Annotated in this window: 21 protein-coding genes; 15 read left to right on the forward strand and 6 right to left on the reverse strand. The window is 70.5% G+C overall.

Going from position 1 to position 21,447, the window contains the following annotated elements; all coding sequences use genetic code 11:
* The first annotated feature begins 7 nt into the window (after window positions 1–7).
* From argG to ACY0MJ_RS12185, 5 genes are all read left to right on the forward strand, one after another.
* Entirely contained in the window at window positions 8–1,339 is a 1,332-nt protein-coding gene (gene argG, locus ACY0MJ_RS12165) for an argininosuccinate synthase (RefSeq protein ID WP_462638724.1), read from the forward strand.
* Between the two features lie 498 nt (window positions 1,340–1,837).
* The gene (locus ACY0MJ_RS12170) at window positions 1,838–2,053 is read left to right on the forward strand and encodes a hypothetical protein (RefSeq protein WP_462638725.1); all 216 of its coding nucleotides are present in this window, start codon (window positions 1,838–1,840) and stop codon (window positions 2,051–2,053) included.
* Between the two features lie 13 nt (window positions 2,054–2,066).
* Window positions 2,067–2,612 (forward strand): DUF4256 domain-containing protein, encoded by a 546-nt coding sequence (locus tag ACY0MJ_RS12175; RefSeq protein ID WP_462638726.1) that lies wholly within the window; start codon window positions 2,067–2,069, stop codon window positions 2,610–2,612.
* 8 nt (window positions 2,613–2,620) lie between these two features.
* Window positions 2,621–2,896 carry a DUF2164 domain-containing protein gene (locus ACY0MJ_RS12180; protein WP_462638727.1) on the forward strand — a complete coding sequence of 92 codons (276 nt, stop codon included), beginning with the start codon at window positions 2,621–2,623 and terminating at the stop codon, window positions 2,894–2,896.
* 97 nt (window positions 2,897–2,993) lie between these two features.
* Entirely contained in the window at window positions 2,994–3,347 is a 354-nt protein-coding gene (locus ACY0MJ_RS12185) for an SPW repeat protein (protein ID WP_462638728.1), read from the forward strand.
* Between the two features lie 49 nt (window positions 3,348–3,396).
* Here ACY0MJ_RS12185 and murB read toward each other — a convergent pair whose 3' ends face one another.
* Window positions 3,397–4,437: a UDP-N-acetylmuramate dehydrogenase gene (gene murB / locus ACY0MJ_RS12190; RefSeq protein ID WP_462638729.1), complete on the reverse strand. Its 1,041-nt coding sequence runs from the start codon at window positions 4,435–4,437 to the stop codon at window positions 3,397–3,399.
* A gap of 52 nt (window positions 4,438–4,489) precedes the next feature.
* Here murB and ACY0MJ_RS12195 point away from each other — a divergent pair, with 52 nt between their 5' ends.
* The 3 genes from ACY0MJ_RS12195 to ACY0MJ_RS12205 all read left to right on the forward strand — a co-directional run bounded on the left by ACY0MJ_RS12195 (window position 4,490) and on the right by ACY0MJ_RS12205 (window position 7,239).
* Window positions 4,490–4,975 carry a YajQ family cyclic di-GMP-binding protein gene (locus tag ACY0MJ_RS12195; protein WP_462638730.1) on the forward strand — a complete coding sequence of 162 codons (486 nt, stop codon included), beginning with the start codon at window positions 4,490–4,492 and terminating at the stop codon, window positions 4,973–4,975.
* 2 nt (window positions 4,976–4,977) lie between these two features.
* The gene (locus ACY0MJ_RS12200; protein ID WP_462638731.1) at window positions 4,978–5,622 is read left to right on the forward strand and encodes a retropepsin-like aspartic protease family protein; all 645 of its coding nucleotides are present in this window, start codon (window positions 4,978–4,980) and stop codon (window positions 5,620–5,622) included.
* A gap of 93 nt (window positions 5,623–5,715) precedes the next feature.
* Window positions 5,716–7,239, forward strand: a complete 1,524-nt coding sequence (locus ACY0MJ_RS12205) for an MFS transporter (protein WP_462638823.1) — start codon at window positions 5,716–5,718, stop codon at window positions 7,237–7,239.
* A 7-nt stretch (window positions 7,240–7,246) separates the two neighbouring features.
* On the opposite strand, the gene plsY is transcribed toward ACY0MJ_RS12205, so the two are convergent.
* The 3 genes from plsY to ACY0MJ_RS12220 all read right to left on the reverse strand — a co-directional run bounded on the left by plsY (window position 7,247) and on the right by ACY0MJ_RS12220 (window position 9,610).
* On the reverse strand, window positions 7,247–7,876 hold the full coding sequence (plsY, locus tag ACY0MJ_RS12210; RefSeq protein ID WP_462638732.1) for a glycerol-3-phosphate 1-O-acyltransferase PlsY: 630 nt from the start codon (window positions 7,874–7,876) through the stop codon (window positions 7,247–7,249).
* Window positions 7,877–7,907: 31 nt separating this feature from the next.
* Complete coding sequence (locus ACY0MJ_RS12215; RefSeq protein ID WP_462638733.1) at window positions 7,908–8,399, reverse strand: aminoacyl-tRNA deacylase; 492 nt, start codon at window positions 8,397–8,399, stop codon at window positions 7,908–7,910.
* A gap of 149 nt (window positions 8,400–8,548) precedes the next feature.
* A complete protein-coding gene (locus tag ACY0MJ_RS12220) occupies window positions 8,549–9,610 on the reverse strand; it encodes an aldo/keto reductase (RefSeq protein WP_462638734.1) in 1,062 nt (353 codons plus the stop codon).
* A gap of 49 nt (window positions 9,611–9,659) precedes the next feature.
* Here ACY0MJ_RS12220 and ACY0MJ_RS12225 point away from each other — a divergent pair, with 49 nt between their 5' ends.
* Window positions 9,660–10,391 (forward strand): DNA-formamidopyrimidine glycosylase family protein, encoded by a 732-nt coding sequence (locus ACY0MJ_RS12225; RefSeq protein WP_462638735.1) that lies wholly within the window; start codon window positions 9,660–9,662, stop codon window positions 10,389–10,391.
* On the opposite strand, the gene ACY0MJ_RS12230 is transcribed toward ACY0MJ_RS12225, so the two are convergent.
* On the reverse strand, window positions 10,385–11,413 hold the full coding sequence (locus ACY0MJ_RS12230; protein WP_462638736.1) for a hypothetical protein: 1,029 nt from the start codon (window positions 11,411–11,413) through the stop codon (window positions 10,385–10,387). The two genes, ACY0MJ_RS12225 and ACY0MJ_RS12230, sit on opposite strands and share 7 nt — an antisense overlap.
* Window positions 11,414–11,482: 69 nt before the next feature.
* Window positions 11,483–13,315 carry an acyl-CoA synthetase gene (locus tag ACY0MJ_RS12235; RefSeq protein WP_462638737.1) on the reverse strand — a complete coding sequence of 611 codons (1,833 nt, stop codon included), beginning with the start codon at window positions 13,313–13,315 and terminating at the stop codon, window positions 11,483–11,485.
* A gap of 25 nt (window positions 13,316–13,340) precedes the next feature.
* On the opposite strand from ACY0MJ_RS12235, the gene ACY0MJ_RS12240 reads away from it, so the two are divergent.
* The 6 genes from ACY0MJ_RS12240 (at window position 13,341) to ACY0MJ_RS12265 (ending at window position 21,446) form a co-directional block, all read left to right on the forward strand.
* Entirely contained in the window at window positions 13,341–14,267 is a 927-nt protein-coding gene (locus ACY0MJ_RS12240; protein WP_462638738.1) for an alpha/beta fold hydrolase, read from the forward strand.
* Between the two features lie 129 nt (window positions 14,268–14,396).
* Window positions 14,397–15,326 carry a hypothetical protein gene (locus ACY0MJ_RS12245; RefSeq protein ID WP_462638739.1) on the forward strand — a complete coding sequence of 310 codons (930 nt, stop codon included), beginning with the start codon at window positions 14,397–14,399 and terminating at the stop codon, window positions 15,324–15,326.
* Window positions 15,327–15,425: 99 nt separating this feature from the next.
* Window positions 15,426–18,899: a response regulator gene (locus ACY0MJ_RS12250; protein ID WP_462638740.1), complete on the forward strand. Its 3,474-nt coding sequence runs from the start codon at window positions 15,426–15,428 to the stop codon at window positions 18,897–18,899.
* Entirely contained in the window at window positions 18,896–19,726 is an 831-nt protein-coding gene (locus ACY0MJ_RS12255; RefSeq protein WP_462638741.1) for a CheR family methyltransferase, read from the forward strand. The genes ACY0MJ_RS12250 and ACY0MJ_RS12255 overlap by 4 nt, the downstream gene beginning before the upstream one ends.
* Complete coding sequence (locus ACY0MJ_RS12260; RefSeq protein WP_462638742.1) at window positions 19,723–20,319, forward strand: chemotaxis protein CheB; 597 nt, start codon at window positions 19,723–19,725, stop codon at window positions 20,317–20,319. The genes ACY0MJ_RS12255 and ACY0MJ_RS12260 overlap by 4 nt, the downstream gene beginning before the upstream one ends.
* On the forward strand, window positions 20,316–21,446 hold the full coding sequence (locus ACY0MJ_RS12265; protein ID WP_462638743.1) for a hybrid sensor histidine kinase/response regulator: 1,131 nt from the start codon (window positions 20,316–20,318) through the stop codon (window positions 21,444–21,446). Before ACY0MJ_RS12260 ends, ACY0MJ_RS12265 begins: the two co-directional genes overlap by 4 nt.
* Window position 21,447 lies beyond the last annotated feature (1 nt).

Raw genomic sequence — 21,447 nt, forward strand, 5'->3', positions numbered from 1 at the left:
CCAAGACATGAGCACCATCCTCGAAAGCCTGCCCCTGGGGCAGAAAGTCGGCATCGCCTTCTCCGGCGGCCTGGACACCAGCGCCGCGCTGCACTGGATGCGCAAGAAGGGCGCGGTCCCCTACGCCTACACGGCCAACCTGGGCCAGCCCGACGAACCCGACTACGACGCGATCCCGCGCAAGGCCATGGAGTACGGCGCCGAGAAGGCGGTGCTGGTGGACTGCCGCAAGCAGCTGGCGCACGAGGGCATCGCGGCGCTGCAGTGCGGCGCCTTCCACGTCTCCACGGCGGGGCAGATGTACTTCAACACCACGCCGCTGGGCCGCGCCGTGACGGGCACGATGCTCGTGGCGGCGATGAAGGAGGACGACGTCCACATCTGGGGCGACGGCAGCACCTTCAAGGGCAACGACATCGAGCGCTTCTACCGCTACGGCCTGCTCACGAACCCGGCGCTGCGCATCTACAAGCCCTGGCTGGACCAGGCCTTCATCGACGAACTCGGTGGCCGCGCGGAGATGTCGGCCTTCCTGAACGCGGCGGGCTTCGGCTACAAGATGTCGGCCGAAAAGGCGTATTCCACCGACAGCAACATGCTGGGCGCGACGCACGAGGCCAAGGACCTGGAGCACCTCGATTCGGGCATCCGCATCGTCAACCCGATCATGGGCGTGGCCTTCTGGAAGCCGGAAGTCGAGGTGAAGCCCGAGGAAGTGCGCGTGCGCTTCGAGGAAGGCCAGCCCGTCGCCCTGAACGGCAAGACCTTCGACGATCCGGTGGAACTGATCCTGGAGGCCAACCGCATCGGCGGCCGCCACGGCCTGGGCATGAGCGACCAGATCGAGAACCGCATCATCGAGGCCAAGAGCCGCGGCATCTACGAAGCCCCCGGCATGGCGCTGCTGTTCATCGCCTACGAGCGCCTGGTCACCGGCATCCACAACGAGGACACCATCGAGCAGTACCGCGACAACGGCCGCAAGCTGGGCCGCCTGCTGTACCAGGGCCGCTGGTTCGACCCGCAGGCCATCATGCTGCGCGAGACGGCGCAGCGCTGGGTGGCGCGGGCCGTCACGGGCGAGGTGAGCGTCGAGCTGCGCCGCGGCAACGACTACTCGCTGCTGGACACGCAGTCGCCCAACCTCACCTACGCGCCGGAGCGCCTGTCGATGGAGAAGGTGGAGAACGCGCCCTTCTCGCCCAAGGACCGCATCGGCCAGCTGACCATGCGCAACCTGGACATCACCGACACGCGCGAGAAGCTGGGGATCTACGCCCGCAGCGGGCTGCTCGTGACGGGCGGCGACGCGCCGCTGCCGTCGCTGGGCAAGGACTGATACAACCGTTTCGTCGCCGCGCGGGGAGAATCGCTGCATGCAGTGCTCCCTTCCTCGCGCGACGGCGCGCCTTGCGCCGGGCCTGGCCACCGCCCTCGCGGCCCTCGCCTGCAGCGGCGAATCGGCCGCGCCACCTTCCGTCTCCCCTTCCACGCCCGCCACGCCCGTCCTGCAGGAGGTCCCGCCGGCCTTCCGCGGCGAGTGGAACGCGCGCCTGACCGACTGCGGCAGCGGCCGCAACGATTCGCGCCTGCGCATCGCCGCGCGGCGCCTGCGTTTCCACGAGAGCGAGGGCCCGGTCACGCGCGTGGAGCAGCCGCGGCCTTCCGACATCGTCGTGAAGGTGCGCCTGGCCGGCGAAGGGCAGGAGTACCTGTCCACGCGCCGCTGGCGCCTGTCGCCGGACGGCGCCGAATTGCAGGACGTGAGCGAAGGCAAGCCGGGGCTCGTGCGGCTGCGCTGTTCCGACACGAAGACGGGCGCGGTCGCCGGACCTACGTGTATGCGCGGAGGCTGCAGCTGGGCACCCTCGCACTGCGCATCACACAGGCCGAGCGCGGCCAGCCGGCCACCCTGCTCCTGCTGGAGCACCTGCCCGATCGCCTGGCGGTGTACGAAGCGAACTACGCAGGCCCCGGACGCGTCAGCGTGGCGACGCGCCTGCGCAAGGCGCTCGATCCGCATGGCGGGCTGGCAAGCCCGCGCCTGCCCTGAGACACTGCCCCCCATGAAAGCACAGGAACGCGCACACCTGCTCCTCGCCTTGCAGGCCCGGTTCGAGAAGCACATGCAGCGCCACAAGGGCGTGGCCTGGGCCGACGTGCAGGCACGGCTGGAAGCGAATCCCGGCGCGCTCGCGTCGCTGGCCGCCATGGAAGCGAGCGGCGGCGATCCCGACGTGATCGGCCACGACAGGAAGTCGGGACAGTTCACGTTCTGCGACTGCGCCGCCGAGAGCCCCGCCGGGCGCCGCAGCCTCTGCTACGACCGCGAGGCGCTCGATGCGCGCAAGGAGAACAAGCCCCAGGGCAGCGCCGTGCAGGCGGCCGAGGCCATGGGCATCGAGCTCCTGGACGAGGCCCAGTACCGGGCCCTGCAGGAACTCGGCACCTTCGACGCGAAGACCTCCAGCTGGATCCGCACGCCGCCGGAGATCCGCGCGCTGGGCGGCGCCCTCTTCTGCGACCACCGCTACGGCCAGGTGTTCGTGTACCACAACGGCGCGCAGTCGTACTACGCGGCGCGCGGCTTTCGCGGGCTGCTCCGCGTGTGAGGCGAACGATGGCGATCGAACTCCCCAAGGACCTCCGCGCCCAGGCGATCGCCTCGATCGAACGCTACTTCCGCGAGAACATGGAGGAGCCGATCGGCAACGTCGCCGCCGGCGGCCTGCTCGGGTTCTTCCTGGAGGAGATCGGGCCCAGCATCTACAACAAGGCCGTGCTGGACGTGCAGGAGCGGCTGCAGCTGCGCGTGAGCGAGCTGGACCTCGAGGTGCACGAGGACGAGTTCCAGTACTGGCGCAAGTACGAGCGCAAGGCCCGGCCCCGCAAGTGAGAGGCCCTGCCGCCGCCCGAGCCGCGACTGGCACGCTTTCGCCCGCAGGTCTATGATTCCCGCAGGCAGCACGCGCAAGCGTCGAAGGAGGTGCGCCATGAAGCAGGTGAAGCACTGGCAGGATCCCGTCAACGCCATCCTGGGTGCATGGCTCGTCCTCTCCCCCTGGCTGCTGGGATTCAGCGGCCTCATGATCGCGACGACGAGCGCCGTCGCGATCGGGCTGCTGCTCATCGCCTCCAGCGTCGGCGCCATGCAGGTGCCGCAGGCCTGGGAAGAGTGGATGGACGTCGGGCTGGGCGTGGCGCTGGTCATCGCGCCCTGGCTGCTCGGCTTCGACGGGCATGGCGTGGCGATGCAGAACGCGCTGCTGACCGGGCTGGCCGTGACGGTGCTCGCGGTGTGGGTGCTGCTCACCGACAAGGAGGTCGGGGCGCAGCGGGTCTGGTAGCTTGCTGGGGTTCGCCTGACGGCTCACCGCCAGCCTACGGAACCCACATCTACACCACCACGGGCTCCGGCTCCAGCCGGATGCCGAAGCGCTCGTACACGCTCGTCTGGATCGCCCGCGCCAGGGTGACCACCTCGCCGCCGGTCGCCCCGCCCCGGTTGACCAGCACCAGCGCCTGCTTCTCGTAGACGCCCGCCTGCCCCACCGACTTGCCCTTCCAGCCGCAGGCGTCGATCAGCCAGCCCGCGGCCAGCTTGATCGAGCCGTCCGGCATGGGGTAGTGCACGATCCCGGGATCGCGCGCGATGATGTCCTGGCACTGCTCGGGCGTCACCGTCGGGTTCTTGAAGAAGCTGCCGGCATTGCCGATCACGCGCGGGTCCGGCAGCTTGGCGCTGCGGATCGCACAGACCCAGTCGTACACCTGGCGGGCGGTCGGCTGCTGGATGCCGGTCTCGGCGATCTTGCGCTGCAGGTCCAGGTAGCCCAGCACCGGCTTCCAGGGCTTGGGCAGGCGCACCCGCACGCGCAGGATCAGCGCCCGGCCGGCCAGGCCGAAGTCGCTGTCGCGGGCCGGCGAATGCTTGAACACGGAGTCGCGGTAGCCGAAGGCGCACTGCGCCGCGTCCAGCGTGAACTCGCGTCCGGTCGCCAGGTCGATCGCGTCCAGCGACTCGAAGCGGTCCTGCAGTTCGATCCCGTAGGCGCCGATGTTCTGCACGGGCGAGGCGCCGACGGTGCCCGGGATGAGCGCCAGGTTCTCCAGGCCGCCCAGGCCCTGGTCGATCGTCCACGTGACGGCGTCGTGCCAGTTCTCGCCGGCGCCGAATTCCACGATGGTGGCCTTGGGGCCGTCCTCCACGACGGCGCGGCCGGCCACCTCCACCTTCAGAACCACGGCCTTGACGTCGCCGGTCAGCACGATGTTGCTGCCGCCGCCCAGCACGAACTTGGGCTCGGCGCCCAGCTCCGGATGAGCCAGGACGCCGTGCACGTCGGCCGCGCTCTTCACCCGCACCATGGTCCGGGCCCGCGCGACGATGCCGAACGTGTTGTGCGGTTGCAGCGGGGCGTTGGACTCGACGATCATGGGAGAATTGTGGACCAAGCAGCCGTGTCACAGGTGCAGGAGGAATTCCCATATGCCGTCATTCGATACCGTGTGCGAGCCGAACATGGTGGAGGTCAGGAACGCCGTGGACAACGCCGCCAAGGAGATCGGGACCCGCTTCGACTTCAAGGGGACCGCGGCGGCCATCGAGATCAAGGAAAAGGAGATCACCCTCACCGGTGATGCCGAGTTCCAGCTCCAGCAGGTCATGGACATCCTGGTCGCCAAGTTGGCCAAGCGCAACGTCGATGTGCGGTTCCTGGACAAGGGCGAAGTGCAGAAGACGGGCGGCGACAAGGTCAAGCAGGTCCTCAAGGTCCGCAGCGGCATCGAGTCCGAGCAGGCGAAGAAGATCCAGAAGCTCATCAAGGAAAGCAAGGTGAAGGTGCAGGCGGCCATCCAGGGCGATGCCGTGCGCGTCACGGGGGCCAAGCGCGACGACCTGCAGGCGACGATGGCCCTTGTGCGGAAGGAAATGGCCGAGCTACCCTTGTCGTTCACGAACTTCCGGGACTGAACATGCACAGGAGCCTGATCGCGCTGGCGTTCGCGCTGGCCGCAGGAGGCGCCGCGGCGCAGACGGTGACGCTGCAGGGCATGCTGGGACGCAAGGCCCTGCTGATCGTCGACGGCGGCGCCCCGAAATCGGTGGCCCCCGGCGAGACGCACCAGGGCGTGAAGGTCCTCTCCACGGCGGGCGACCAGGCGGTCGTGGAAATCGCCGGCCGGCGCCAGACGCTGCGCATCGGCGACGCGCCGGCCAGCGTCGGCGGCGCGGGCGGCGCCAGCCCGCGCGGCGACCGCATCGTGCTCACGGCCGGCGGCGGCGGCCACTTCGTGACCCAGGGCGCCATCAACGGGCGCGCGACGCAGTTCCTGGTGGACACCGGCGCCACGTCGGTCGCCATGAGCGTGGCCGAGGCCGAGCGCCTGGGCATCGCCTACCGCCAAGGGCGGGTCGCCCGCGCCAGCACGGCCAACGGCGTGACCACCATGTACCAGGTGAAGCTCGCCTCCGTGCGCATCGGGGACGTCGAGGTGTACGACGTCGACGCGGCGGTGCTGCCGGCGTCGATGCCGCACATCCTGCTGGGCAACAGCTTCCTCACCCGCTTCCAGATGACGCGCCACAACGACCAGCTGGTGCTGGAGCGCAGGTACTAGGCCCGCTTGCGCGACTCCGAATTCCCCGAAGCGCTGCCCGTGCGGCAGCCCCCCGAAAGCGCGCTGGGCCCGCTGCGCGCGCCGGTGTTCCGCATGCTGTGGTTCGCCTGGTTCGCGGCGAACACCACGATGTGGATGAACGACGTCGCCTCGGCCTGGCTCATGACGACGCTCGGGCCCTCGCCGCTGTGGGTGGCGCTGGTGCAGAGCGCGTCCACGCTGCCCGTGTTCCTGCTGGGCCTGCCGAGCGGGGCGCTGGCCGACACCGTGGACCGGCGCCGCTACTTCATCGCCACGCAGTTCTGGGTGGCGGCGGTGGCCAGCATCCTGTGCGTGGTCATCCTGCTGGACGAGCTCACGGCGCCGCTGCTGCTGGCGCTGACCTTCGCCAACGGCGTCGGCCTGGCGATGCGCTGGCCGGTGTTCGCGGCGATCATCCCCGAGATCGTGCCGCGGCCGCAGCTCGCGCAGGCGCTGGCGCTCAACGGCATCGCGATGAACGCCTCGCGCATCATCGGGCCGCTGGTCGCCGGCGCGCTGATCGCGGGGCTCGGCAGCGCCTACGTGTTCGTGCTGAACGCTGCCCTGTCCATCGTCGCCGGCCTGACCATCATGCGCTGGCGGCGGGTGCACCAGGAAAGCCCGCTCGGGCGCGAGCCCTTCGCCAGCGCCATGCGCGTGGGCGTGCAGTTCGTGCGGCAGTCGAGCCGCCTGCGAGCGGTGTTGCTGCGCATCGCCCTCTTCTTCCTGCATTCCACCGCGCTGCTGGCGCTGCTGCCGCTGGTGGCGCGCCAGCTGCCCGGCGGCCAGGCGGGCACCTTCACCGTGCTGCTGGCCTCCATGGGCGTGGGCGCGATCATCGCGGCGCTGCTGATGCCGCGCATCCGCGCCGCCATGACGCTCGAGCCGCGCGTGCTGGCGGGAACCGCCGTGCAGTCCGCGTCGGCGCTGCTGGTGGCCTTCGCGCCCAGCATCTACGTCGCGGTGCCCGCGATGGTGCTGGCGGGCGCCGCCTGGATCACCGTGGCCAACTCGCTGACCGTGGCCGCGCAGATGGCGCTGCCCGACTGGGTGCGGGCACGCGGCATGGCGATCTACCAGATGGCGCTGATGGGGTCCACCGCGATCGGCGCGGCGCTCTGGGGCCAGGTCGCCACCTGGACCAGCATCGCCGCGGCGCTGGCGATTTCGGCGGTGACGAGCGTGATCAGCATGGCCGTCGCGCAGCGGCTGGTGGTGGACCGCGGCAGCGAGGAAGACCTGTCGCCCTCGCGCACGCTCAAGGGCCCGCGCGTGGACGCGCCGCCGGAAGCCGGGCGCATCCAGGTGCGGGTGGAGTACCGGATCGACCCGGCGCGCACCAACGCCTTCCTCGCGGTGATGCAGGAGAGCCGGCGCAGCCGCCTGCGCCAGGGCGCGCTGGACTGGCAGCTGCTGCACGACATCTACGACCCGGCGCGCTACGTCGAGCAGATCATCGACGCCTCGTGGACGGAGCACCTGCGCCGCTTCGACCGCATCACGGCCGACGACGCGAAGCTGCGCGACCGGCGCCTGTCCTTCCACACCGGCGAAGCGCCGCCGGTGGTGACGCGCTTCGTGATCGCGGAGGAGTGATCCGGCCTCAGGCCTTCTTCGCCCCCAGCCGCGATTCCTTGCCCTGCAGCAGGCGCTGGATGTTGGCGCGATGGCGCCAGGCGAGCAGCAGGGCCATCACGAACAGCGCCAGGGCGACCGGCTTCTCGGCGTACCACTGCAGGCGGTCGCCCAGCAGGTAGTACACGGGCGCGAACACCGCCGCGACCAGCGACGCCAGCGACGAGTAGCGGAAGAAGAAGGCGATGATCAGCCAGGTGAGGCCGGTGGCGACGCCCAGCACCCAGTGGATGCCGAACACCACGCCGATGAAGGTGGCCACGCCCTTGCCGCCCTGGAAGCGGAAGAACACGGGATAGAGATGGCCCAGGAAGGCGGCCAGGCCCACCATGGCCATGGTGCCCTCCTCCATCCCGTAGGGCCGGCCGAACAGCTTGACCAGCAGCACCGGCACGAAGCCCTTCAGCGCGTCGAGCAGCAGCGTGACGACGGCGGCGGGCTTGCTCCCCGAACGCAGCACGTTGGTCGCGCCCGGGTTCCTGCTGCCGAAGGTGCGCGGGTCCGACAGGCCCATCACCTTGCTCACGATCACCGCGAAGGCCAGCGACCCGAGCAGGTAGGCCGCCAGCGCGGCCAGCAGGGGGTTGATCGCTTCCATCGCCGGGCTCCTCCTCTCGTTGTCTCCGGCGCTATTCTGCCAGCGCGCAGTGCACCGGCTTCGCGTCCAGCAGCTGCACGCAGACCTGCGGGGCTATGCCGACCAGGTAGCCGCGGCGGCCGCCATTGAGCACGATGCGGGGGAGCGCGAGGATGCTCTCCTCGATGTACACCGGCATCGCCTTGCGCGTGCCGAAGGGCGAGGTGCCGCCCACGAGATAGCCGCTGTGGCGGTTGGCGACCTCGGGCTTGCAGGGCTCCACCGACTTCGCGCCGATCTGGCGCGCGAGGTTCTTGGTGGAGACCTTGCGGTTGCCGTGCATCAGCACGATCAGCGGGCGCGCCTTCTCGTCCTCCATCACGAGCGTCTTGACGACGGTGAACGGGTCGAAGCCCAGGACCTGCGCGCTGTGCTGCGCGCCGCCATGCTCCAGGTACTCGTAGGGGTGCTCGGTGAAGGCGACGCCGTGCGCCTTGAGGAAGGCGGTGGCGGGGGTTTCGCTGACGTGGTCTTTCTTCGCCATGGTGTGTGTTGCTGGGGTTCGCTGCGCTCACCACCAGCCTACGAATATTGCGAAACTTGGCGGTGGGGTTCGCTGCGCTCACCACCACCCTACGAATCGTCGGTCGGGGGTACGTAGGCTGGTGGTGAGCGCCAGCGAACCCCAGCACCTCAAGCCGCCGGGTCGCGCAGTTCCCAGCGCACCTTGTCGATCTCCGCCAGCAGCTCCGGCGACAGCTTCGTGCCCCAGGCGTCGAGGTCCTCGTCCAGCTGCGCGAGCGAGGTCACGCCGATGATCGTGCTGGCGACGCGCCAGTTGCCGTAGCACCAGGCGAGCGCCATGCGCGTGGGCGTGAGGCCGTGCTGGCGCGCCAGCGCGTTGTAGCGGCGCGCCGCGGCCAGGGCTTCGGGGCGGCCCCAGCGCTGCGCCCGCACGCTGTCGTACTTCGCGATGCGCCCCTGCTTCGGCGCGGCCGGGCCTTCGGTGCCGCTCTCGTCGTACTTGCCGGTCAGGAGGCCGAAGCCGAGCGGCGAATACGCGAGCAGCGAGACACCGAGGCGGTACATCGTCTCGTCCAGCGCGTTGTCGACCCCGCGGCTCACCAGGCAGTACGGGTTCTGCACGGTGGCGATGCGCGGCAGGCCGTGCTGCTCGGCGAGCCGCACGAATTCGTGGACGCCGTAGGGCGTCTCGTTGGACAGGCCGATGTGGCGGACCTTGCCCTGGCGCACCAGCTTCTGCATCGCCTCCAGCTGTTCGTGGATGCCGGTCTGCGTGCGCTCCTTCGCCGGGTCGTAGTAGATCTGGCCGAAGGCGGGCACGTTGCGCTCGGGCCAGTGGATCTGGTACAGGTCGATCACCTCCGTCCGCAGCCGCCGCAGCGACCCTTCGCACGAAGCGACGATGTCGTCGGCCGTCATGCCCAGGCCGGCGCGCACCCAGGGCATGCCACGGGAAGGCCCCGCGACCTTGGTCGCCAGCACGATCCTGCCGCGCACGCCGGGGCGGGCGGCGAGCCAGCGCCCGATGATGGATTCGGTGGCGCCATAGGTGGCCTCGCGCGCCGGCACCGAGTACATCTCCGCGGTGTCGAGGAAGTTCACGCCGCGCGCGAGGGCGCGGTCCAGGATCGCGTGGGCGTCCGCTTCGTTCACCTGCTCGCCGAAGGTCATGGTGCCGAGGCACACGGGCGTGACGTGCAGGTCGCTCTGGCCGAGCTGGATGGTTTGCATGGAGTTACAGAGAGCTCGTGAATGGATTCCGGTCGCCGATATTAGCGGCATGCCCGAAGGCCCCAGCATCGTCATCCTGAAGGAACAGGCCACTCCCTTCCTCGGGCAGACGATCCGGCGGGTGGCGGGCAACACCACCATCGAGAAGGAGCGGCTGCTGGACCAGCGCATCGAGTCCTTCCGCAGCTGGGGCAAGCACTTCCTCGTGGAGCTGCCGGACTTCAGCCTGCGCGTGCACTTCATGCTGTTCGGGAGCTACCGCATCAACGAGGACAAGCCCTGGGCGGTGCCGCGCCTGCACCTGGGCTTCGACATCGGCGAGATCAACTTCTACGCCTGCTCGGTGCGCTTCATCGAGGAGCCGATCGACCTGGTGTACGACTGGTGGGCCGACGTCATGTCGCCGCACTGGGACGAGAAGCTGGCGCTCGCGCGGCTGCGCGCGCAGCCCGGCACGCTCGTGTGCGACGCGCTGCTGGACCAGGACCTCTTCGCCGGCGTCGGCAACATCATCAAGAACGAGGTGCTGTTCCGCATCCGCGTGCACCCGCTGTCCACGGTGGGAGGATTGCCGGCCAGGAAGCTGCGCGAGCTGGTGCGCGAGGCGCGGCAGTACAGCTTCGACTTCTACGAGTGGAAGAAGCAGTACGTGCTGAAGAAGCACTGGCTGGCGCACACGAAGCGGACCTGCCCGCGCTGCAACCTGCCGCTGAAGAAGGAATACCTGGGGCGGACCCAGCGGCGCAGCTTTTTCTGCGAGAACTGCCAGGTGCTCTACTGAGGTTCGGCGACGCCGGCCGAACCCTCCGCTGTGGGCGCGGCCGTGTCGGCGGGCGCTCCCATGAAGGCGGCGGGCGGCGGCGGCTCGGGCGCCTGCGCCTCGACGGGCGCGGACTCCGGCTCGGGCTCCACTTGCGGACGCGGCCGGCGCTCGCGCTTCTTCTCGGCGGACGCTTCCGCCACGGGCTTCTTCCCGGTGGGCGCTTCGGCAACGGCCTTCTTCTCCGCCGGCGGCTTGGCGGCCTGCTTCTTCTCCGCGGCGGGCTTTGCCGGCGCGGGCTCCGGCGCCTTCGCCTCCTGCACCGGCTCGGCTGCGGGCGTCGACGCCGGCGCCTCCACGACCGGCGCGGCCGGTGCCGGTGAAGGCGCAGGTTCCGGCGCCGCCTTCGCGACCGGGGCTTGCCCGGTGTGGCCGGTCGCCACGCGCACGGTCTCCAGCCCCTGCTGCGCGAACTTCGTCTTCTCGCTGTCCGGGCCGTAGCGGCCGGTGTAGGCGGCCAGGCTCGCCTCGTACAGGCGCTCGGCGCGCTCGTACAGCGCCTGCGGCTTCTTCGCGCCCAGGGCCGCCGCATTGGCGTACAGGCGCGCCAGCTGGTACATCGCGTCGGCCAGCGCGATCGCGTCGTCGCCCTGCAGCTGCACCGCGTTGCGGCAGGCGTTGAGGAAGGACACTTCGGCGTCGCGCTGCCGCCCGGATGCGGCCGCTTCCTTGCCGGTGCGGATCAGCGACGCAACCTCGTCGGCGCTCGCGCCGGCCGGCTTGGCCTGCAGGCGCTCCTGGCCGTCGTCCTCATCCTTGCGGGCGAGCAGCGGGCTTTCCTTGCAGGCCGGGGCCGCCTCGGCCACCGCCGCGGACGCGGGAATCGCGGGTGCGCTGGCAGCCGGGGCCGGCGGCCCGCCCATGCTGCGCGCGATCGGCATCGCCGCGTCGCCCTGCCAGCTGATCACCGCCCAGCCGACCAGCACGGCCGCGAACAACACCGCGATGACCCAGAGCGCGCCTTTTCGCCAGTCCTTCGCCATGGACCGAACTTACCGGGCCGTCCCGGCCCAGCAGGAGGGACGGAGGGGACGCGCGCGGCCAGAGGCGTCCTACGTCGCGCGGCGGGAGCGGGCCCGCTCCTCCTCCTGCAGGCGCAGCACGCGGCGCTGCACCTTGCCGGTGGTGGTCATCGGCAAGGCCTCGATGAACTCGATCTCCTTCGGGTATTCGTACGGCGCCAGCTTGCCCTTCACGTGCAGCTGCAGTTCGGCGATCAGCCCGGCGTCGAAGTCCTGCTGCTCGCGCACCGCGATGCGCTGCTGCGCGACGCCCGGCGCCAGCACGACGTAGGCCTTGACCAGGGCGCCGCGCTCGGCGTCCGGCTTGGGCACCACCGCGGCATTCACCACGGCGGGGTGCTTCACCAGGCAGTTCTCGATCTCGCTCGGGCCGATGCGGTAGCCGGCGGCCTTGAAGACGTCGTCGGCGCGGCCCTGGTACCACAGGTAGCCGTCCTCGTCGCGCGTGGCGAGGTCGCCGGTGCGGCACCAGTCGCCGGTGTACTTGCGAGCCGTCGCGTCCTCGTTGCGCCAGTAGCCGAGGAAGAAGATCGGGTCGGGGTCGCCGTGCACGTCGTAGCGGTTCACCGCCACGTCGCCCGGCACGCCCGGCGGGACCTCGTTGCCGTCGTCGTCGATCAGCGCCACGCGGTGGCCCGGGTAGGGCCGCCCCATGCTGCCCGGCCGCGCGGGCCAGCCGATGCCGCCATCGGTGGCGCCGTTCATGGCGCAGTTGCCCACCACGTAGTTGATCTCGGTCTGGCCGAACATCTCGTTGACGACCACGCCCAGCTGCTCGCGGCAGTAGGCGAACACGGCGTCGCCCACGGCCTCGCCCGCGCTCATGATGGCCTGCAGCCGCAGGCGGAACTGCGCGCGCGGTTGCGGGTAGGCCTTCATCATCGCCTTCAGCGCCGTGGGGAACAGGAAGGTGTGGGTCACGCCGTGCTCCTGCATCAGCGCGAAGGCAGTCTCGGGGCTGAAGCGGCCGTTGTAGGCGACGATGGGACGGCCGAAGTAGAGGCTGGGGAGAAGCGCATCCATGAGGCCACCCGTCCACGCCCAGTCTGCGGGCGACCAGAATACGCTTCGCGATTCTGTTGCCGGCAGACCGGGCTCTTGCCCGTCTATGCCCGCCCCCTCCCCAGCCCTCCCCCTCACGGGGGAGGGAGCAGCCGCGTTCGGTGAAGGTGCGAAGCCGAACCAGTTCTGGCTGCACACGAACCCCGGCAGATTGCCGATCAGCGCGCGGTGCGGGATCAGCGCGCCCTTGGGCGGGCCCGTGGTGCCGCTGGTGTAGATCAGCACGGCGCCTTCGTCGGCGCCCGTCTCCACCGGCGTGAATTCGGGCGCGAGCGCGGCGCGCCGCTCTTCCCACGCGACGTCCGCCCGCGCCGCCGCGCCGCCGACGCCCACCAGCGTGCGCAGCTGCCCGCACTGCGGGCGCACGGCGCACAGGTTGGCGATCGAGCTCTCGTCGCAGATCGCCACCACGGCTTCGCTGTCCTGCAGGCGGTACTCCAGGGCCTCGGGGCCGAACAGCATCGACAGCGGCATCGCCACGGCGCCCAGCTGGAACACCGCCATGTACGCGATGGCCGTCTCGAAGCGCTGCGGCATCACGATGGCGACGCGGTCGCCGCGCCGCACGCCCAGCTCGGCGAGCAGGCGGCTCATGGCGTTCGCCTCGCGCTGCAGCTGCGCGAACGAGAGGCTCGCGGCGCCCGGCGAGGCATGCGCGAGGATCGCCACCCGCTGCGCCGCGCCGGCGCGCTGCGCCCAGCGGCCGCAGCACGCCTGCGCGATGTTGAAGCGCTCCGGCACGCTCCATCCGAAGCCGCGGTGCATCGCCGCCCAGTTGTCCCTGCCTTGACTGCCGCCCATGCCGCGCTCTCCTATCATCGCCCGAATGTACCAACCGAAGCGCGCCTGCCACAGCGAGTTTGTCCCCATACGGAACCTGCGCTACCACGTGCGCACCTGGGGCGCGCCGCGGGCCGGCCAGGCGCCGCTGGTGATGGTCCATGGCTGGATGGACGTCGGCGCCTCGTGGCAGTTCGTCGTCGACGCCTTTTCCGAGGACCGCTTCGTGGTGGCGCCGGACTGGCGGGGCTACGGCCTGACCGAGGTGCCGCACACCGACAACTACTGGTTCCCCGACTACCTGGCGGACCTGGACTTCCTGCTCGATCACTACGCGGCGCAAGGCCCCGTGGACCTCGTGGGCCACAGCATGGGCGGCAACATCGCCATGCTCTATTCCGGCGTGCGCCCCGAGCGCATCCGCCGGCTGGTGAACCTGGAAGGCTTCGGCATGCCGGCCTCGCGCCCCGCGCAGGCGCCCGGCCGCTACGGCAAGTGGATCGATGCCCTCAAGTCCCTGCACCGCGGCGAGCTGGCCCTCAAGCGCTACGACGGCGCCGAGGGCGTGGCGCAGCGCCTGATGAAGACCAACCGCCGCCTCACGCCCGACAAGGCGCAGTGGCTCGCGCAGCACTGGGCGCGGGAGGACGCCGACGGCAAGTGGCGCATCCTCGGCGACCCCGCCCACAAGATCGTCAACGCCAACCTCTACCGCGTGGACGAGGTGCTGGAGATCTACCGCGCGATCCGCGCGCCCGTGCTGTCGGTCGAGGCCAGCGACGACAGCCTCGGCCAGTGGTGGCAGGGCCGCTACACCCTCGCGGAGTACCACGAACGTCTGAAGGCGGTGTCCGACCTGCGGCTGGGCAAGGTGGACGACGCCGGCCACATGCTGCACCACGACCAGCCGCTGCAGGTGGCCCGGCTCATCGAGGACTTCCTGCGAGAAGCAATACCGGCTCCCGCCCCCTGACCCGCCCCGTGGCCCGAAAAACGTGAAATTTTGCGGCTGCCGGGCCACGTGCAAGCAGATGTAGGAAAGTCCCCTTGTCGTAGGAGAGCGCCTACTCCATAGTCGGCTTTCTTCGATAGGGGGTAGCTCATGTGGAAGTCGGGTGTGACCGCCTTGCTGGCGGCTGCAGTCATCAGTCCGGTGCTCGCCCAGGTTGATGAGTTCGACCAGGGCATGGCGACGATGTGGGAAGTTCTGTGGCACCAGAGCGGCACGCCCACGCGCCTGGTCCGCTGGGAGCAGGACATCAAGGTCCGCATCTACGGCATCAACCTCGCCACCCACAAGCAGCACACCCTGCAGGCCCTGACCGAAGTCGCGGGCGAGGCCGGCATCCGCGTCGTCGACGTGAGCGACCGGCCCGATGCCGCGCAGGTCGCCAACGTCAGCATCGAGATCACGCCCGACAACATGCTGGAAGACAACCAGCCCTGCGTGACCTACCTGAATTTCCAGACCGAGACCAAGATCGACTCGGCCGCCATGCAGATGCGCAACCGCGATGCCTGGCGCTGCGCCTACCACGAGTCCATGCACGTCATGGGCGTGCGCGGCCACCCGGCCGGCAAGACGGTCCTGAGCTACTTCCCCACCAAGGTCGACGGCCTGATGCCGCTCGACCGGGTGATGCTGCACGCCTGGTATTCCCCGCGCATCCGCGGCGGCATGACCCCCTTCGAGGTGCTGCCGGTGCTGGCCGACGAACTGGTCGCCACCATGCCCGACAAGGAGAAGGCCATGGCGTCGCGCGACCGCTTCTTCCTGAACACCATCGAGCAGATGCAGGCCTTCGCCGACGGCCGCGGCGACATCCCCATGATCGTCAAGCGCTCCGGCAAGTCCACGGAGGAAGGGATCCGCTTCGGCCGCATGGAAATGAGCTACTTCCTCGGCATCGCCTACCTGGAAGGCGGCATGGTCTCGCAGGACCCGACCCAGGCCGTGCGCTGGCTGCAGCGCGCCGCCAACCTGGGCAGCCGCACGGCGCAGGCGCGCCTGGGCGCGGCCACGGCGCGCTGAGCGCGCGCTGAACGGCCGGGCTGGCGCGGCCGGCCCGGCCGCCCGCCCACGGCAGAGTGGAATGCGGGCACACTCGGCGGTTGCCTTGCCGCCGACGCCATGCCCTCTTCGCTGCCCGATCCCTCCGCCGCTTTCCGCCGCATCCTCAACCGCAACCTCGTCCTGCCGCTGGCGCTGGGCGCGGCGTGCGTGCTGGTGTTCCTGGCACTGCTGTCGTATCTCGCCACGGCGATCGGCGAGATCCAGCGCACCGATGCCGTCACGACGCGCGGCTCGCTCGCGCAGCGGCTGGACCTGGACATGGAGTCGGGCGTGCGCGGCTTCCTGCTCAATGCGGACGAGCGCTACCTCACCCAGTACCGCGAGGCGGCGAGCCAGCTCGCCCCGGAGATGGAGCAGCTGGCGGCCGAGGCCGCCGGCAACCCCGAGCAACGGGACCGCATCCGGCGCATCCGCGACCTGCAGGCGCAGTGGGCCGAATACGCGCGTGACCGCATCGCGCAGAAGCGGCGCGATCCCTACGGCGCCATCAGCGCCGCCACCGGCCGCGAGCTGAAGGACCAGATCCGGCAGCAGTTCGACGCTTTCTTCGCGGCCGAGCGCAGCGCCCGCGCCGACCGCATCGCCAACGTCAGCCGCAACACCATGCTGCTGGCGGTGGCCTTCGTCCTCCTGATGCTGGGAACCGCGATCGCCCTCGCCTGGCGCGGGCGCAGGGACCTCGTGGGCCTGTCCGCCAGCTACGACGCCGCCCTGCAGGAGCAGCAGCACCAGGCGGAGACGCTGCAGGCCCAGGCCTGGCTGCGCGAGGGGCAGTCGCTGCTGTCCGAGCGGCTCGGGCGCGAGCAGGAGCTGTCCGCCGTCGGCCATGCGGCGCTGGAGTTCCTCTCGCAGTACCTGGGCATCGTCGTCGGCGCGGTGCACGTGCCCGATGCGGGCGGTTTCCAGTGCGTCGCCACCTGGGGCTGGGCGACCCAGGAGAAGGGCGCGGGCGAGCGCACGCCGCCCGACCGGACGCTCGTGGCCGAGTGCGCGGCGCAGCGCCGGCAGATCACGCTGGACCCGGTGCCCGAAGGCTACCTGCGGGTCAGTTCCTCGCTGGGCGAAGCGACCGCGCGCGCGGTGGTCATCGCACCCATGGTGCACGAGGGCCGGCTTGCCGCCGTCCTCGAGGTCGGGCTGCTGCGGCCCGTCGAGCCGCGCGACACCGAGCTGCTCTCCTATGCCGGCAGCATCCTCGGCGCCTCGCTGGAAGGCGCGCAGTACCGCCGCCGGCTGCAGGACGCGCTGGAGGAGACGCAGCAGCTGAACGAGGAACTGCAGGTGCAGCAGGAGGAACTGCGCACGGCCAACGAGGAACTGGAGGAGCAGTCGCGCGCGCTCAAGGAGTCGCAGGCCCACCTGGAAAGCCAGCAGGCGGAGCTGGAGCAGACCAACGTGCAGCTGGGCGAACAGGCCGAGCGCCTGGAGCGGCAGCGCGACGAACTGCGCGAGGCGCAGGCGGCGCTGGAGGAACGCGCGGTGGAACTGCAGCGCGCGAGCCAGTACAAGTCCGAGTTCCTCGCCAACATGTCGCACGAGCTGCGCACGCCGCTGAACAGCTCGCTGATCCTCGCGCGGCTGCTGGCCGACAACCCGCAGGGCAACCTGACCGAGGAGCAGGTGCGCTTCGCCGACGCGATCTACAGCGCCGGCAACGACCTGCTCACGCTGATCAACGACATCCTCGACATCGCCAAGGTGGAAGCCGGCAAGCTGGAGATCCGGCCGGAGGTCACGCCCCTCGCCGCGCTCGCCCAGGGCCTGGAGTCCATGTTCGCGCCGCTGGCGCAGCGCAAGGGGCTGGCGCTGGAGGTGCAGGTGGCCGAGGGCGCGCCCGAGTCGCTCTACACCGACCGCCACCGGCTCGAGCAGATCCTGCGCAACCTGCTGGCCAACGCCGTCAAGTTCACCGACCGCGGCAGCGTGGCGCTGCACGTGGCGCCGGGCGCGGACGGCGAGGTGGTCTTCGAGGTGCGCGACAGCGGCATCGGCATCGCGCCCTCGCAGCAGGAACTGATCTTCGAGGCCTTCCGCCAGGCCGACGGCACCAGCAGCCGCAAGTACGCGGGCACGGGCCTGGGCCTGTCGATCTCGCGCGACCTCGCCCGGCTGCTGGGCGGCGACATCTCCGTGCGCAGCGCGCCGGGCCAGGGCAGCACCTTCACGCTGCGCCTGCCGGCGGAGTACCGCGCGGCCCTCGCGCAGGAACCGGTCGCCATGGCGCCGCCCGCCGCCGCACCCGCGCCGCAGGCGATGGCGCCCGCGCCCAGCGCACCGCCCGCCGCCAAGCCGCGGGCCCGCTCCAGCTTCGCCGACGACCGCGAGCAGCCCGCGGACGGCCGCCGCACCGTGCTGGTGGTGGAGGACGACGAGCGCTTCGCCGCCATCCTGTTCGACCTGGCCCACGAGCTGGGCTACCGCTGCCTGGTGGCGCTGGACGCCCAGGAGGCCTGCGAGCTCGCGCCGGCGCAGCGGCCCGACGCCGTGCTGCTGGACATCCTGCTGCCGGACGAGACCGGCCTCGCCGTGCTGCAGCGCCTCAAGGAAGATCCGCGCACGCGCCACATCCCGGTGCACGCGCTTTCCTCGGAGGACCGCTCCGAGCCGGCGCTGCAGATGGGCGCGATCGGCTACGCGCGCAAGCCCGCCTCGCGCGAGGAGCTGCAGGCGGTGTTCCGCCGGCTGGAAGACAAGCTGAGCCAGAAGCTCAAGCGCGTGCTGCTGGTGGAGGACGACGCCCGCCAGCGCGAGAGCGTGCGCGCGCTGATCGGCGACGGCGACGTCGAGATCGTCGCGGTGGCCGAAGGCGGCCAGGCGCTCCAGGCGCTGTCGGAGTCGGTGTTCGACTGCATGATCATCGACCTGGCGCTGCCCGACATGACCGGCCAGGAACTGCTGCGGCGCATGGCCGGCGGCGAGAGCCGCTCCTTCCCACCGGTGATCGTCTACACGGGCCGCAACCTCACCCGCGACGAGGAGGCGGAGCTGCTGCGCTATTCGCGCTCCATCATCATCAAGGGGGCGCGCTCGCCGGAGCGCCTACTGGACGAGGTGACGCTGTTCCTGCACAAGGTGGAGACGCAGCTGTCCTCGGACCGCCAGAAGATGCTGCGCGCCGCCCGCAGCCGCGACAAGGCCTTCGAGGCGCGCCGCATCCTGCTGGTGGACGACGACATGCGCAACATCTTCGCGCTCACGAGCGCCCTGGAGCACAAGGGCGCGCAGGTGGAGGTGGCGCGCAACGGCATCGAGGCGCTCGACAAGCTCAAGCAGAACCCGGCCGGCGTCGACATGGTGCTGATGGACACGATGATGCCGGAGATGGACGGCCTGACCGCCACCCGCGAGATCCGCCGCGACCCGCGCTGGCAGAAGCTGCCCATCATTGCCGTCACCGCCAAGGCCATGAAGGAAGACCAGGAGAAGTCGCTCGCCGCCGGCGCCAACGACTACCTCGCCAAGCCGATCGAGCTGGAGCGGCTGTTCTCGCTGATGCGCGTGTGGATGCCCAAGATGGAGCGGCTGCCTTGAACCCGGGCGTGCACGACATCGAGGTGCGCCTGCTGGTGGAGGCGATCTACCTGCGCTACGGCCACGACTTCCGCGAGTACGCGCTCGCGTCGCTCAAGCGGCGCGTGCTGCAGGCCTGCGAGCGCATGAACGCCGCCTCGATCTCCGCGCTGCAGGAGCGGGTGCTGCACGACGACGCCGCCTTCTCCGAGCTGCTGCAGTACCTCACGGTGCCGGTCAGCGAGATGTTCCGCGACCCGGCCTACTTCCTCGCGCTGCGCCGCCACGTGGTGCCGGTGCTGCGCACGTATCCCTCGCTCAAGGTCTGGGTGGCCGGCTGCAGCACCGGCGAGGAGCCCTATTCGCTGGCCATCCTGCTGCAGGAGGAGGCGCTGCTCGCGCGCACCATCCTCTATGCGACCGACATCAACACGGCCTCGCTGGAGAAGGCGCGCCAGGGCATCTTCCCGCTCGACGCCATGCAGGCCTTCACCCGCAACTACCAGCGCGCCGGCGGCCAGCGCAGCTTCAGCGACTACTACACGGCGGCCTACGGCGGCGCGCTGTTCGACAAGCGCCTGCGCGAGAGCATCACCTTCGCCGACCACAGCCTGGCCACCGACGCCGTGTTCTCGGAAACGCACCTGGTGTCGTGCCGCAACGTGCTGATCTACTTCAAGCGCAGCCTGCAGGACCGCGCGCTCGGGCTGTTCCACGAGTCGCTGGCGCATCGCGGCTTCCTCGGGCTGGGCAGCAAGGAGACGCTGGAGTTCTCCTCCTACGCCGGCCGCTTCGAGGTCGTGAGCCGGCCCGACCGCGTCTACCGCAAGCTGCCGGAGGCCTCATGATGCATGCGCTGCCCGCGGGCTTCCGCTTCGAGGCCGACGCCGTCGCGATCGGCGCGTCGGCCGGCGGCATCGACGCGCTGTTCGCGCTGCTGGACGGCCTGCTGCCGCCGCTGGATGCCGCGGTCGTGATCGTGCTGCACCTGCCCGAGCAGCACGAGAGCCTGCTGCCGCAGCTGTTCGCGCAGCGCACGGAACTCGCCGTGCAGGAGGCCCAGGCGAACGCGCCGGTGCAGGCGGGCACGGTCTACGTCGCGCCGCCGGGCTACCACCTGCTGGTGGAGGCGGAGCGCAGCTTCGCGCTCAGCTGCGACGCGCCCGAACTGTTCTCGCGCCCCTCCATCGACGTGCTGTTCGAGTCCTGCGCCGACGTGTATGGCGAGCGCCTGGCCGGCATCGTGCTCACCGGCGCCAACGAGGACGGCGCCCGCGGCCTGGCCACCATCAAGCGCAGGGGCGGACTGACGGCCGTGCAGGATCCGCAAGAGGCCGCCCATGCGGCCATGCCCCTGGCCGCGATCGAGCGCGCCGCGCCCGATTTCGTCCTTCCGCTGGCCGGGCTGGGCGCCCTGCTGCACACTGTGTGCCATCGATGACCGATCCATCCCCCGACGTCAATGTGCTGCTGGTCGACGACCTGCAGGAGAACCTGGTCGCGCTGGAGGCGCTGATCCGCCAGCCAGGGCGGCGCGTTTTCCAGTGCCGCTCGGGCGAGGAAGCGCTGTCCCTCATGCTGGAGCACACCTTCGCCCTGGCGATCCTCGACGTGCAGATGCCGGAGATGAACGGCTTCGAGCTCGCCGAGCTGATGCGCGGCGCCGAGCGCACGCGCTCCATTCCCATCGTGTTCGTCACGGCCGCCGGCCGCGAGCTGAACTACGCCTTCCGCGGCTACGAGTCGGGCGCCGTGGACTTCCTCTACAAGCCCCTCGACCCCCATGCGGTGCGCGGCAAGGTCAACGTCTTCGTGGAGCTGTTCCGGCAGCGCCAGCAGCTGCAGCTGGCGCAGGCGGAGCTGCAGCGCGCCGTGGCGGTGCGCGACGACTTCATGTCGATGATCGCGCACGAGCTGCGCAACCCGCTGAATTCCGTCTACCTGCAGGCGCAGCTGCGCCGCAAGATGCTGGCCGAAGGCCGCACGCCCGACGCGAAGGCCTTCCTCAAGATGGTGGAGCGCGACGAGCGCCAGATCCGCAGCATGGTGCGCCTGCTGGACGACATGCTCGACGTCTCGCGCGCCCGCACCGGCCGGCTGACCATCGTCCCCGCCCCGTTCGACCTGGCGGATTCGGTGCGCTCCGTCGTCGAGGCCATCGCCGACCAGGCCAGCGCCGCCGGCGTGGCGCTGGAGCTGGCGGCGCCGGACACGCTGCCCTGCGTGGGCGACGAGTTCCGCATCGAGCAGGTGGTGACCAACCTGCTGACGAACGCGCTGCGCTATGGCCAGGGCCGGCCGGTCACCGTCACCGTCGGGACGAGCGGCACCGAGGCGCTGGTGTCCGTGCGCGACCAGGGCATGGGCATCTCGCCGGAGGACCAGGAGCGCATCTTCCGGCAGTTCGAGCGCGCGGCGGGCGTGACGCAGGTGCCGGGCCTCGGCCTGGGCCTGTACATCGCCCGCGAGATCGCGCAGGCGCACAGCGGCCAGCTGGCCGTGCGCAGCGAGCCGGGCGCCGGCGCCGAGTTCATCCTCTCGCTGCCCCTGCCCGCCGCGCCGGGCTGAT

The sequence above is a fragment of the Ramlibacter sp. bp-362 genome (assembly GCF_054956735.1).

Coding starts and splice junctions, on each gene's coding strand:
- argG (WP_462638724.1), top strand. CDS start 8: ATGAGCACCATCCTCGAAAGCCTGCCCCTGGGGCAGAAAGTCGGCATC.
- ACY0MJ_RS12175 (WP_462638726.1), top strand. CDS start 2,067: ATGAAAGCACAGGAACGCGCACACCTGCTCCTCGCCTTGCAGGCCCGG.
- ACY0MJ_RS12180 (WP_462638727.1), top strand. CDS start 2,621: ATGGCGATCGAACTCCCCAAGGACCTCCGCGCCCAGGCGATCGCCTCG.
- ACY0MJ_RS12185 (WP_462638728.1), top strand. CDS start 2,994: ATGAAGCAGGTGAAGCACTGGCAGGATCCCGTCAACGCCATCCTGGGT.
- murB (WP_462638729.1), bottom strand. CDS start 4,437: ATGATCGTCGAGTCCAACGCCCCGCTGCAACCGCACAACACGTTCGGC.
- ACY0MJ_RS12195 (WP_462638730.1), top strand. CDS start 4,490: ATGCCGTCATTCGATACCGTGTGCGAGCCGAACATGGTGGAGGTCAGG.
- ACY0MJ_RS12200 (WP_462638731.1), top strand. CDS start 4,978: ATGCACAGGAGCCTGATCGCGCTGGCGTTCGCGCTGGCCGCAGGAGGC.
- ACY0MJ_RS12205 (WP_462638823.1), top strand. CDS start 5,716: ATGCTGTGGTTCGCCTGGTTCGCGGCGAACACCACGATGTGGATGAAC.
- plsY (WP_462638732.1), bottom strand. CDS start 7,876: ATGGAAGCGATCAACCCCCTGCTGGCCGCGCTGGCGGCCTACCTGCTC.
- ACY0MJ_RS12215 (WP_462638733.1), bottom strand. CDS start 8,399: ATGGCGAAGAAAGACCACGTCAGCGAAACCCCCGCCACCGCCTTCCTC.
- ACY0MJ_RS12220 (WP_462638734.1), bottom strand. CDS start 9,610: ATGCAAACCATCCAGCTCGGCCAGAGCGACCTGCACGTCACGCCCGTG.
- ACY0MJ_RS12225 (WP_462638735.1), top strand. CDS start 9,660: ATGCCCGAAGGCCCCAGCATCGTCATCCTGAAGGAACAGGCCACTCCC.
- ACY0MJ_RS12230 (WP_462638736.1), bottom strand. CDS start 11,413: ATGGCGAAGGACTGGCGAAAAGGCGCGCTCTGGGTCATCGCGGTGTTG.
- ACY0MJ_RS12235 (WP_462638737.1), bottom strand. CDS start 13,315: ATGGGCGGCAGTCAAGGCAGGGACAACTGGGCGGCGATGCACCGCGGC.
- ACY0MJ_RS12240 (WP_462638738.1), top strand. CDS start 13,341: ATGTACCAACCGAAGCGCGCCTGCCACAGCGAGTTTGTCCCCATACGG.
- ACY0MJ_RS12245 (WP_462638739.1), top strand. CDS start 14,397: ATGTGGAAGTCGGGTGTGACCGCCTTGCTGGCGGCTGCAGTCATCAGT.
- ACY0MJ_RS12250 (WP_462638740.1), top strand. CDS start 15,426: ATGCCCTCTTCGCTGCCCGATCCCTCCGCCGCTTTCCGCCGCATCCTC.
- ACY0MJ_RS12260 (WP_462638742.1), top strand. CDS start 19,723: ATGATGCATGCGCTGCCCGCGGGCTTCCGCTTCGAGGCCGACGCCGTC.
- ACY0MJ_RS12265 (WP_462638743.1), top strand. CDS start 20,316: ATGACCGATCCATCCCCCGACGTCAATGTGCTGCTGGTCGACGACCTG.